The organism is Pseudomonas sp. AC070 (genome assembly GCF_979258635.1).
The window spans coordinates 1071088-1083261 of sequence record NZ_OZ409871.1 but is presented as its reverse complement, the minus strand read 5'-3'; the positions used below and the strand labels follow the sequence as shown (position 1 = coordinate 1083261).

General features: G+C 61.9%; 6 protein-coding genes. 3 read left to right on the top strand and 3 right to left on the bottom strand.

Annotation, left to right across the window (positions count from 1 at the left end):
- Complete coding sequence (locus ACZZ0Q_RS04790) at window positions 1-2142, bottom strand: type I secretion system permease/ATPase (RefSeq protein WP_463539909.1); 2142 nt, start codon at window positions 2140-2142, stop codon at window positions 1-3.
- A 389-nt stretch (window positions 2143-2531) separates the two neighbouring features.
- Between ACZZ0Q_RS04790 and alr the strand changes: the two genes are divergently transcribed.
- Entirely contained in the window at window positions 2532-3761 is a 1230-nt protein-coding gene (gene alr, locus ACZZ0Q_RS04785; protein WP_463560333.1) for an alanine racemase, read from the top strand.
- A gap of 65 nt (window positions 3762-3826) precedes the next feature.
- Here the strand turns inward: alr and ACZZ0Q_RS04780 are convergent, their stop codons facing one another.
- Window positions 3827-4243, bottom strand: a complete 417-nt coding sequence (locus ACZZ0Q_RS04780; protein ID WP_463539910.1) for an Lrp/AsnC family transcriptional regulator — start codon at window positions 4241-4243, stop codon at window positions 3827-3829.
- 129 nt (window positions 4244-4372) lie between these two features.
- Between ACZZ0Q_RS04780 and yjeH the strand changes: the two genes are divergently transcribed.
- Together yjeH and ACZZ0Q_RS04770 are read left to right on the top strand one after the other, a co-directional pair.
- On the top strand, window positions 4373-5632 hold the full coding sequence (gene yjeH, locus ACZZ0Q_RS04775) for an L-methionine/branched-chain amino acid transporter (RefSeq protein ID WP_463560331.1): 1260 nt from the start codon (window positions 4373-4375) through the stop codon (window positions 5630-5632).
- Window positions 5633-5772: 140 nt separating this feature from the next.
- Entirely contained in the window at window positions 5773-7122 is a 1350-nt protein-coding gene (locus tag ACZZ0Q_RS04770) for a TAXI family TRAP transporter solute-binding subunit (RefSeq protein WP_463539911.1), read from the top strand.
- Here ACZZ0Q_RS04770 and ACZZ0Q_RS04765 read toward each other — a convergent pair.
- Entirely contained in the window at window positions 7119-12083 is a 4965-nt protein-coding gene (locus tag ACZZ0Q_RS04765; RefSeq protein WP_463539912.1) for a tetratricopeptide repeat protein, read from the bottom strand. The two genes, ACZZ0Q_RS04770 and ACZZ0Q_RS04765, sit on opposite strands and share 4 nt — an antisense overlap.
- Window positions 12084-12174 lie beyond the last annotated feature (91 nt).

The following is a 12174-nucleotide window of genomic DNA, read 5'->3' as shown; positions in this document are numbered from 1 at the left end:
TCAGCCCTGCTGAAGGTTGTGGAGACGGGCGTAATGGCCGTCGGGCTGGGCGAGCAGCTCGGCATGGCTGCCTTGTTCGACGATCTGCCCACGGTCCATCACCACGATGCGGTGGGCGTCGCGAACGGCGCTCAGGCGGTGGGCGATGATGATCACGGTGCGGCCCTGGCAGATGCGCCGCATGTTCTGTTGCACGATGCGCTCGGACTCGTAGTCGAGGGCGCTGGTGGCTTCGTCGAGAATCAGAATGCGCGGGTTGCCGATCAGTGCGCGGGCGATGGCGATGCGCTGGCGCTGGCCGCCCGACAACGAGGCGCCATGCTCGCCGACCAATGTGTCGTAGCCTTCGGGCAGTTCGAGAATGAAGTCATGGGCGCCGGCCATTTGTGCTGCCGTAATCACGGCTTCGATGGGAATGCCGGGGTCGGTGAGCGCGATGTTTTCGCGGATGCTGCGGGCGAACAGCAGGTTGTCTTGCAGCACCACGCCGATTTGCCGACGCAGCGAGCTGACGTCGGCAAGTGCCAGGTCCATGCCGTCGACCAGCACCCGGCCGCGCTCAGGTGTGTACAGGCGTTGGAGTAGGCGCGTGAGCGTGCTTTTGCCGGAGCCGGAACGCCCTACTACGCCGATCACTTCGCCAGGTTTGAGGCTCAGGCTGACGCCGCGTAGCACCTCGGAACCGTCGGCTCGATAGCGAAAATGCACTTGGTCGAATTCGACCTGCCCTTTGAGCGGCGGCAGGCTGCTGCGGGCTGTTTGGCTGATTTCGGTTTGGCTATTAAGGATGTCGCCCAGTCGCTGCACGGAAACGCCGGTTTGTTGAAAGCTGGTCCATAGCTGCGCCAACCGCATGATCGGTTGGGCAACCCGTCCGGCGAGCATGTTAAAGGCGATCAATTGGCCAACGCTCAGTGCGCCTTCAATTACCAAGCGAGCGCCCAGCCACAGGGTGGCGACGGTCACCAGCTTGCCGACCAGCCCGACGCTTTCGTTGGCAAGGGTGGACAGGGTTTGGGTTTTGAAGCTGGCGGCTACGTAGGCGGCGAGCTGGTTGTCCCACTTGCGGGTGATTTGCGGCTCGACGGCCATCGACTTCAAGGTGTCGATGCCGTTGATGGTTTCCACCAGAAAGGCCTGGTTCTCGGCGCCACGGTTGAAGCTTTCGTTAAGCCGCGCGCGCAACACCGGGGTGATCAGCAGCGAGATCAGGAAGTACAACGGCAGCGACACCACGACCACCAAGGTCAGCCAACCGCTGTAGAAAAACATCACGGCGATGAACACCACGGAAAACAGCACATCAAGCACCAGGGTGATGCTGTTGCTGGTGAGAAAACTGCGGATGGTTTCCAGCTCGCGTACTCGGGCTACCGAGTCGCCCACGCGCCGCGCCTGGAAATAGCCCAGTGGCAGCGTGACCAGATGGCGAAACAGACGCGCCCCCAGTTCCACGTCGATACGACTGGCAGTGTGGGCAAACACATAGGTACGCAGGCCGCTTAATGCGGTTTCGAACACCATGATTGCCAGCAGGCCCATGGCGATCACGTCCAGCGTGCTGAAGCCGCGATGGACCAACACCTTGTCCATCACCACTTGGAAAAACAGCGGCGTTAGCAGCGCGAAAATCTGCAACACAAACGACACCAACAGCACTTCGCCGAGCAATTTGCGGTATTTGACGATGGCCGGAATAAACCACGTGAAGTCGAACTTGGACATCTCTTTGGCCGAGCCCGCTTGCGAGCGCAGCAGAATAAGGTCGCCGCTCCAGTACGCGGCGAATGCTTTAAGGCTCATGCGTTCCGGGGCTTGGCTGTGTGCCGTTTGAAGCAGCACGGTGTCGCCGTCCAGCCGCCCGAGTACGAAGAATTGGCCGCTCACATCCTGAGCAATGGCAGGCAATGGTAGAAGTGCGATGCGCTCGACCTGGCTGCGCACGGCCTTGGCTTTCAGGCCAAGTTTGTTTGCCGCCGCTAGTAGCTGAGCCCGTGTAAAGACCTGGCCGCTTTCAACGAATTCATGGCTCAGTTGCTCGGCGCTTGCAGCCACTTGGTGGTAGCGGGCGAGCATCATCAGGCAGGCAAGGCCACTATCAGGCGATGGCGTGGACGAGGCGACGTGGGGCTGATCGGACATAACCATCCTGGCTGGCGAAGACGGCCTAGCCCTGGCGGTTTCGATGGAGGAAGCAGAAGAACATGACGGCGGCTGGAGCCCGATTCTGGCGATATGGCTCGCTGCTACAAGGCCTTTCAGGCACTTCAGGACGTGAGCTACATCAACGCCATTTGCAACCTACACCGTCTAAAGCCGCTCGCCGATTCCGGCGAGAACATGGCCTTAAATCCTGAAGTGTCATTAGCCGCTGCCGCTTGTTTCCGACACAACAAATCATGCCGTCTTCCATCGCTCGCCAGTCTCGAAGCACATAGTTCCGGCGTCGGCCACCAATCGGTTTTCCATGACGCGCGGGCGCGGCTGACGGCTTTGATGGTCCGTGCGTGCAGCGCTGGAGACTTTGTCACATGCTTTTCTCTCGAACCCTGCTCGCCGTTGCGTTGAGCACTGCACTTATCCAGACCACAGGCTTTGCTGCGCCGCCTTTGACCATGATCGACGGCGTTGCGCAGGTGTCTGAACAAACCAGCAATGCCTGGGTTGAAATCAACAAGGCCGCCTTCGAGCGCAACATTCGTACGTTGCAATTGGCACTCGCCGACCGCTCGCAAATTTGCGCCATCCTCAAGGCGGACGCCTACGGCCACGGCATCGGTTTGCTAATGCCTTCGGTAATCAAAATGGGCGTGCCTTGCGTGGGTATCGCCAGCAACGAAGAAGCACGCGTTGTCCGCGCCAGCGGTTTCAAAGGGCAACTGGTGCGGGTTCGTGCCGCCTCATTGAGCGAGGTGGAAGCCGCATTGCCGTACGGCATGGAAGAGCTCGCGGGCAACTTGGCCTTTGTTCAACAAGCCAACGCGCTGGCGGCTAAGGCGGGAAAAAAATTTGTGGTTCATCTGACGCTAAATGCCGGCGGCATGAGCCGCAATGGGCTTGATTTGAACAGCGAACAAGGGCGGCTCGACGCGCTCGCCATTACCCAACTGCCCAACGTGCAGGTGAAGGCGATCATGACGCACTTCGCGGTGGAGGATGCCGCCGATGTACGCAAGGGGCTGAACGTTTTCAATGAGCAAGCGGCTTGGGTCATCAAGGAGGCGAAGCTGGATCGCAAGGCGGTCACGCTGCATGTCGCCAATTCCTTCGCCACGCTGGAAGTGCCCGAGTCGCGGTTGGACATGGTGCGCACGGGCGGACTGTTGTTTGGCGATACGGTGCCCTCGCACACCGAGTACAAGCGGGTGATGCAATTCAAAAGTCGGGTGGCGTCGGTGAATCACTACGCGGCGGGCAATACCGTTGGGTATGACCGCACCTTCACGCTCAAACGCGATTCGAAACTGGCCAATGTCACCGTGGGGTATTCGGACGGCTATCGCCGCGCGTTTACCAACAAGGGCATCGTATTGATCAATGGGCAGCGGGTGCCGGTGGTGGGCAAGGTATCGATGAATACCGTGATGGTGGATGTGACAGACGTGCCCTCGGTGAAAAGCGGCGACGAAGTGGTGCTGTTCGGCAAGCAAGGATCAGCCGAGATTTCCCAGGCGGAAACCGAAGACATCAACGATGCGCTGCTCGCTGACTTGTACACGGTGTGGGGCAATTCCAACCCGAAAATACTGGTGAACGACTAAGCCGATGGGGTGTGTCGAAGGGCGGTGCTTGCCTTCGACACACGTTCACATCCTTGCGTCGAGCATTAAAACTCCCACGCCTTAACCACCACATGGGTTTTCACCTTGCGCATGCCGGGGAATTTTTCGATTTCCCCACGCACTTCCGCCAGCCGCTGCATCGACGGAGCTTCGATGTAAACCAGCATGTCGGTCTCGCCGCTGATGCCGTTGCAGCGACGTACTTCGCTGAACGCGCGCAGGCGGTCGACGTAGCTTTCGCACGGGCCGCCTTCGTAGAACAGTTCCAGAAATGCTTTGATCGCGCTCTGCGGTTCGCCGATGCGGGCGTGGTAGCCCTGGATGACGCCGGTTTGTTCCAGGTGGCGCACCCGCTCGCTTACGGCGGAGCGCGACAGGTTGACTTCGCGGGCGATCCGGCTCACGGCCAGGCGGGCGTCGGCACGCAGTAAGGCAACGATCTGCTGATCGAATTTGTCCACGGAATTTCTCGCTGAAAGCAGGTTGACGGCGACTTCCGCCAGTTTGCCGGGCAATGCCGACAGTCTGTCTAAACCGCTGAAATTACGCGCGGCTTACCATGGGCAACGACGGACCGCAGAGCATACCCCATGAGTCGCTTGAACCAAGAACTAAGCCTGTTGCAGGGCATCGGCCTGCTGAGTACTTCACTGCTCGGCACGGGCATTTTCGTGGTGCCGGCGTTGGCCGCCACTGCGGCAGGTGGCGCCTCGCTATGGGCGTGGGTGCTGCTGATTGCCTTGGTATTGCCGGTGGCCTTTACCTTTGCGCAACTAGGGCGAAACTTTCCCCACGCGGGCGGCGCCCCGCATTTAATTGGTCGCGCCTTCGGGCCGCGTTCCGAGCGCGTCAGTGCCCTGTTGTTTCTCGCGGCGCTGCCGGTCGGCTTACCCGCGGCGCTGAACATTTCCACCGGGTTTTTCCAGGCACTGTTCGACATGGGCCGCGGCGAGGCGCTGGCGATTCAGTTGGCAACGCTGGGCGCGATGTTGCTGCTCGGGCAACGCCCGGCGAAAGCCTCGGGCGTGGTGCAGGGCGTTATTGCGGTCGCGATTATCGCCACGGTCGCACTGATCTGGTGGGCCGGCGATTTGCCCCACGCCAATCAACCGCTGCTGCCTGAGTTGAACGGTTCGTGGCACCTGATGCCGGCTGCCTTGGGGGTGATGTTCTGGTGCTTCGTGGGCATCGAAGCGTTCACTCATATGGGCGAAGAATTCAGACACCCGCACCGCGATTTCCCCCTGGTCCTGCTGCTGGGCGTGCTGCTCGCGGGCCTGGTGTATTGGGCCTGTTCGCTGGCGGTGCTGAGCTTCCATGCGTATGGCGATGTGACCACCGACGCCGCTTCCTTGCCGCGCATGTTGGACCAACTGTTCGGCGCCAAGGCGCGCTGGCTGAGTGCGCTGATTGGCTACCTGGCCTGCTTCGCTTCGATGAATGTCTATGTGCAAGGGTTTGCGCGGCTGATCTGGAGCCTGGCCGATGAGGGCAAGCTGCCGCGTCGGCTGGCGCAACGGAATCAACACGGCGTGCCGGCTCGCGCGCTGTTGTTGGTGGTGATCAGCTGCGCGGTATGCGCCAGTTTGACCGCACTGCTGGACGTGTCGGTGGACCAGCTAATTCGCTACGCCAACGGCAACTTCGTGCTCATTTACCTGTTCAGCATGGCGGCCGGCTGGGTGCTGCTCAAAGGCCTGTGGCGTTGGATAGCGGCGTTCAGCGCGATGCTCTGCACGTTGGTGATGGTCGCGCTAGGCAATGACGCGTGGTATGCGGTGGGCCTGTTGCTGGTGTTGGCGGGCATGGACCTTGTGCGCTCCCGGCGCACGACTCCTATCGCGCATTAAGTCCGACGCTTCGCGAGCAAGCTCGCTCCTACGTCAGAACGAGCTTGCTCGCGAAGCGCTTGATGTGCGGATCTCAGCAAGCAAAAACACGCCTTCGCGGTTACGCTCTATCCACTGTCGAGCGCCGCTAAGGATGTGCAATGCGTAGGATTTTGCGAGACCTCAAGATCATGCTGCTCACCAACCTGTGGATTGTGCCGGTGGTGGCAACGCTGGTTGGCGCCTTGTTCTATTTCGTCGCCCCGCCGCCGCCGATGCATGCGCGCATGGCCACTGGCGCAGCGGGCGGCGGTTATCACGCCTTCGCAGAAAAACTTAAAGCCGAGTTGGAGAAGCAAGGCTTCACCTTGGAGCTGGTGCAAAGCCAAGGCTCGCAGGACAACCTCAACAGGCTCGCCAAAGGTGAAGTTGAACTGGCGCTGGTGCAAAGCGGCCAGGAAGTCAGCATTGCCACAGACGCGCGAAACAAGCTCAGCGGCCTGGGGGTGATGTACCGCGAGCCGCTGTGGCTATTTCTGGGCAAGAACGCCCGCTTCGACCGCCTCGCCGACTTGATGACCCTACGCGTCGCCATCGGTGCGCAAGACAGCGGCACGCAAGCGGTAACGGCCGCGCTGTTTGCCGCCAACCGTATCGAACCCGCGCAATACCCCGGCACCTGGCAGGCGCTGGGCGGCGGCAAGGCGGCGGATGCGTTGATTGCCGGTGAACTGGACGCCGCGTTTTTCGTCGGTCCGGCAGAGAACGCGCTGATCCAACGGCTGGCGGCCGACCCTACGTTGCAACTGGTAAGCCTGCGTCGCACGGCCGCTTACCTGGCGCGGCTGCCGTACCTGACCGAGCTGCAAGTCGGCGAAGGCATGCTCGACATGGCGCAAAACACGCCCGATCACGACATCGTCACCCTCGGTCCTATGGCCACGCTGGTGAGCGGCGAAAACTTCCACCCCTCGCTCACTGCGCTGATTCTTGAAGCGGCGAAAACCGTGTTGAAAAACGGCAGCCTGCTCGACCCGGCGGGCAGCTATCCGGCGCCGCCGCCGTTGTCGCTGCGCACGTTGGACGAGGCCGACTATTACTACAAAAAAGGCCTGCCGATTCTGCAACGCTACTTGCCGTTTCGCATCGCATCCTTGGCCGACCGTTACATCATCTTGGCGATTCCGCTGCTGGTGCTGCTGTTCCCGTTATTCAAAGCCATCGGCCCGATATACCAATGGCGCATCCGCGCGCGCATTTACCGCTGGTACAAACACCTGCGCGAAATCGACCAGTTGCTTTACAAAGGCAAACTGCCCAGCGACCTCAGCGCCGAAATCATCCGCCTGGAGCATTTGGAAGACGAACTGGCGCGGGTGGAAGTGCCGCTGTCTTACTCCAACGAGCTGTATGAACTGCACATGCATTTGCGCTACATGATCGAGCGCCTTCAGGCCTTGCAGCGGCGAAGGGCGCTCGTTGCCGAACACGCGCCGGCCAACAGCGTTTAAAAGCGCAGCTGCAGATAGCGCGCCGGACGCCGCCAGGAAGGCGTCATCGCGCCATTGACCAGGCGTTTGCTCAGCAGCCGCAATAGGTGTTTGAACGGCGGATGACGCTCGCGCTTGGCCAGGGCCTTGCCGGCCCGAAAATACCAGACGGCCAACTGGCTATCGTTGCCCTCCACGGCCTTGGCATAGCCTTTAAGCAGGTGCCACACCGCGCTGAAGTACGGGCGCAGCGTGGCGTCGCCGATGCTCTGTAGCCAATGGGCCAGCGCATCATGCTCTGCTGCAATTGCGGCATCAAATGCCAGCCAGACCATGGCGTCTACGCCGTCCGGCTCACGTTCGTGTGAACGCAACGACACGGCATGGGCGCTCTTGTGGCGACCGCGAATTCGCAGCGCCGTGGCCACGTTGTCGATGCCCCACACCGGCACGTCGTCGCGCTGCCAATCGCTTAGCCAGGCGAACATGGTTTCGTAGCGACCGTGGCGCATCAGCGCATAGGTCAGCGTGCCCCACAGCGCACCATCCGTAGCAATGGCCGGACGCGCAGCGTCCAGCGCCAGGCTCAGTTGGCGGTTGCAGTTCTGCCGGTCGGCCAACAGCGTCAGCATGGCGGCTTTCGCCGCATGGTTCGGGTCGTTGCGCAGGGCTTTTTTGAACGCCTTGACCAGCGGTTCAAGCCCCCATTTGCGTTCCTGCGCCCGGAACCAGGTATCGAACGCCGCCTCGTGCAAGGTGCCCTGTTCGACGCCCACCTCAAGCTGGCGGGCGAGCACTTTGTCTTTCCAGGGATAATCGCTCATCGCCTGTTTCCAGGCGTTTTGCGCCTCACCCTCCGTAGCCAGCGCCAGCAGCGCACGTTCCTTCAACGGCAAATCGTTGGCGGCCCGCGCCACTTTCAGGCCCAGCGTCCACGCCTCCGGCGACGGGCAGGACTGTAGCAAGCGCTGCACCGTTTCCAGCGCTTCGACCGGCGAGCGCAATTTCAATTTCAGGTCGACTTCGCGGTAGCCGGCGAATGCGTAGTCGGGGTCCAGCGCGAAGGCCTTTTCAAACATGGACAGCGCCTCTTCGTCACGCCCGCTAACCAACAATGCGTGCCCGAGGTAGCCGTAGCTGACAGCCGACTTGGGTTCGATGTGCACTAACTGCTGAGCCGCGGTGAGGTAGTCGGCATAACACTCCTGAGCGTCGTACCACTTGGCTAACTCTTCCCAGCCGTCGCGGTACGTTGGGTGCAGTTCGACGAGCTGCCGCATACCGGCAATTGCCGTGTCTACCTGCTCCGCTTCATACAGCGCGCGCGGGCCGAAAACCGCCAACTCCACCGGCACAGAACCACCCCAAACCGGTGCGGCGAGCAGCGCATGCAGCTCGTCGTAGCGTTTGGCTTGCAGCAGCAGGTTGAGCAGGCGTTCGTTGCCCTGGCGATGACGCGGCGAGTAGCGCAGCGCTTCACGCAGCGCCCGCTCTTTGGCTTCAGCGTCTGCTTCAAGAATCGCCAGGGCCAACCAGGCGTCAACGTCGGCACTGCGCCGCTGAACCAACTCCTGCGCCAGTTGCAGTGGCCGCTGGGGTTCCTTCAGCGCTTCGCAGTAACGGCGCAATTGGTTCCAGGCCCAGCCGTTGCCGGGTTCGTCGCGTAACACGCGTTCGGCCTCATCGGCGGCGTACACATAAATTTCCTGCTCGCCCAGCACATAGGCCAGGTAGGCGCGCAGCTCGCTGTCGTCAGGCTCGCGTTTGAGCACATCGCGCAGCAGGGTTTCGGCCTCCGGCAACCGCCCGCCCAGCTCCAGCAGGCAATCCACGTAAAGGCTGACGGTGGCCGTCCAATGGGGACTGATGCGGAAACTTTCACGCAAGGTGACGAGGCTGTCTTCGAGCTGACCCTGTTGTTTTTGCAGGTCGGCTTTTTCCAGTGACAAACGGGGCAGGAACGGGAAGCGCTCGATGGCACTTTGCAACACGCTGCCGGCTTTTTCCGGCTGGCCCATGCGCCCATGTTGGCGCGCCAACACCACCCACAGCTGCCAGAGATCGGAGCGGTGGTGCAACGCGTCGCTCAATTGTTCGAGTAGTTGTTCCGGCTCAATCAGGCCTTGCGCCTGCTCGGCGTAAGCCATCCAGCCGGCACCGAAGGTAATCTGGCGCGCCAGTTCACTGTGAATAAACGCCAGGTCTTGCTGGGCTTCTTCTCGGCTGTCGCGGGTGTCGAGCAGCACACCGATGGCGTAGTCGCTGTCGACGCTCAGACGCAGAGCGGTGCGCAGTGCGTCGCGCGCTTGCTCGCGCTGGCCATGTTGCAGCAGCACATAGGCCAGGGTTTGGTAGAGCGCGGGCGTGTTGGAGTTGAAGCGCTTCGCAAGCTCGCACAGGGTCAATGCCTCGTCAGGTCGGCCCTGGCGGGTTAGCACAACAGCCAGTTCGCGCAATGCCCAGGCGTCTTGCGGGTGGTGCTCAAGCAAGCGCCGCAACGCTGCCTCGGCGTGAGAAAGGGAAATACGCTGAGCGCGCTGCACATGTAATTCGGCGATGCCGTAATGGTGCGGGTGCTCGGCTATCAGCCCTTGAACATAAGCGTCCGCCGCTTCATCGCCTTCCGTAAGCACCAACAGGCGCACCAGCATGCGGTGCGACACCATATTCAGCGGTTCCAGTGCAGCCGCTTCCTGACACCAGACCAGTGCCTGGTTGAGATCACCATTGCTGCGCTGGCTGCACAGTACCGAGGCGCGCAACCAACTGCTGCGGCGGCTGTAGGGTTCGGCCTGCTGCAGCCAGGCCAGCGCCTGCTCATGGTCGCCGTGGCGGCTGCAAAAGCTCGCCAGACTCAGCAGCACATCGGCGTCTTGCGGTCGCCATTGCTGCGCCTGCTCCAGGGCGGCGCGGGCTTCGTGGTTCATTTCCAGTTCTTCGAGGAACTCGCTGAGGGTCAGGCTCGGGCCTGCGTCCAGTCGCCCCAGCCGCGCCTGACGCTGACGTAGAAACAGCAGGCCTTCATCCACCCGCCCGACGCAGCGCATGGCACGGAAGTATTCGCCGGCGAAGCTTTCCAGGGTGCCGTTTAGGCAACTGGCAATGCGGTACAACTCGCACGCTTGCTCGCGCAGCCCTTCGCTCCAGCGTTGACCGGCCAGTATTCGCCAGCCGTGCGGCTCGAAAGGCGATTGGCGCAACGCGCGCTCCACCAGCAGTTGCACCTGCGCGTTCATGCGCTCGTCCGCGCTCAGCAAGTCGGCGTAGCGCAGCGTAATCAGCGGATCGCTCCAGCGTTCCTGGCCGTGTGATTGCAACCACGCCAGTTGCACATCGCGCGGCTGTAGCACTGTCAGGGACGACGTTTTCGACAAAATCAGGTTGGAGTCGGTGGGGAAACGCTCCAGCAGCTTTTCCACCGCCTCCAGGGTTTGCTGCTCGCGACCGTCGTAGCCGTACAGCGCGCGCTGGGCCTGCAAGGTCAAGCGATGGTCCGGGGCAGAGGCCAGCAGCTCGTCGACGCACGCCACCGCGTCGGCACGCTGGTGGTTTTGCAAGGCGGCGTTGAACCGGTAATAGATGTCCCATAGCTCGCGGTCGGGCAGGTGCACGCCGTCGATTCGCGCCGCTTCGTCCATCGGCAGCATCAACATGCCGCGCGGCCCCGCCACGGCCTGATTGATAAACAGCGGCTCGGCCAGGTACTCGGCGAATTGTGACTGCGCCGGATCACGAATCAGCAGCGAGCCGCGCGGTTCGTCGTAGCCCACCACGGCCTGAAGGTGCCCGCTGCCGGTGTACTGAACGGTGAGCGTGAAGGGCACGCCGCGGTCAATTAGCGCCACGCTGGTCGGCCAGTCGACGGTGAATTCCACGGTCAGCCACTGGTTGTTCTGCGCCCAGGTGCGCTCAGCTAAATGGCTGGTGCCGTCGTAGCAAATAGCCTCTGCAACGTCGAGGTGCGACACGGCGCGGCCCCAGTAGCCCGACAGCGCGGTCAACGTGGCCGGCGCGCAGGTCATGTGGTGTTGACGAATAAACGTGACCGGCAGCACCTTTCGCTGCCCCTGCGGCGCGGCCAGGCGTTCGCGTATCGCCTGATAGAAGCCGCCGCCGGCCGCTTCGGCGTAGCCCGCAGCCGCTTCGTAGTCGCCGCGAAGACAGGCGATGTCGCAGCGCCGACCGGCGTACCAGTGCCCCCCGTTTTTATCGGCCAACAGCGCCCATTGCTGGGAGCGGTCAAACCACTCCCACGCTTCATCCAGGTGCTGACGCTCCAGCAATTGTTCGGCCAGTTGCCCGCACATCGCCGAACTTTCCATGCGCGCTGCAGCCGCCCGCAGGCGAGCCAGGGCCTGTTCGTCCTGGTTCAGCTGAAACTGCAAATCGGCCGCCTGCAACAGCGCATGGTGATGGTCGGGATGGCGCAACAACGCCGCTTCGCAGAGTTCCAGCGCTTCGTGAAAACGATCTTCGCGCTCTAGGCTATAGCTGCGCTGTACGTCCAGCCACGGATCGTCCACCGCACAGGCTTGGACCTGGGCGTGCAACTCGGCGCTGCGGGAGAAGTCGCGAAGCTGGGCATAGACCCGTGATTGAAACGCGAGCCACTCGGCACGGTGCGTGGCGTGTTCGGGCCACCACTCGGCGAGCTGGCGCATAAACTGCCAGGCCCGATACGGCCCTCGCCGTGCCAGCAGAAAATGGGCATAGCGCAGCCGCGACTCGGGTGCCAGCGGATAGCGTTTGTAGCCAAGGTAGGCCAGCACATCGGCCAGACGCGGTACGCTCAGTTGGTTGACCAACCGCGACGCCAGCGCCATGGCAACCGGGCCGCGCCACTGGCGGTAGTCACCCAGCGATTGCGCCAGGCTGTGAGCCTGAGCAAACAGGCCTCGCTCCACCATCGCTTCGATGTGAGCAAGGTTTTGCGCGGTTGCAGCGCTCTCCATCTGGGGCGCAAAAGTGCTTGAAGAATGCATCGACACCGTCCGTGGTCAGCAATAAAGCCGCTACTTTAGCCAGTCAGGATGACCGTCCACAAGCTCGCCGCCGTGCCCTTCGGCGCACTAG

Bases quoted from the DNA above. Each gene is read 5' to 3' on its own strand.
- ACZZ0Q_RS04790 (WP_463539909.1), bottom strand. From the start codon at position 2,142: ATGTCCGATCAGCCCCACGTCGCCTCGTCCACGCCATCGCCTGATAGT.
- alr (WP_463560333.1), top strand. From the start codon at position 2,532: ATGCTTTTCTCTCGAACCCTGCTCGCCGTTGCGTTGAGCACTGCACTT.
- ACZZ0Q_RS04770 (WP_463539911.1), top strand. From the start codon at position 5,773: ATGCGTAGGATTTTGCGAGACCTCAAGATCATGCTGCTCACCAACCTG.
- yjeH (WP_463560331.1), top strand. From the start codon at position 4,373: ATGAGTCGCTTGAACCAAGAACTAAGCCTGTTGCAGGGCATCGGCCTG.
- ACZZ0Q_RS04765 (WP_463539912.1), bottom strand. From the start codon at position 12,083: ATGCATTCTTCAAGCACTTTTGCGCCCCAGATGGAGAGCGCTGCAACC.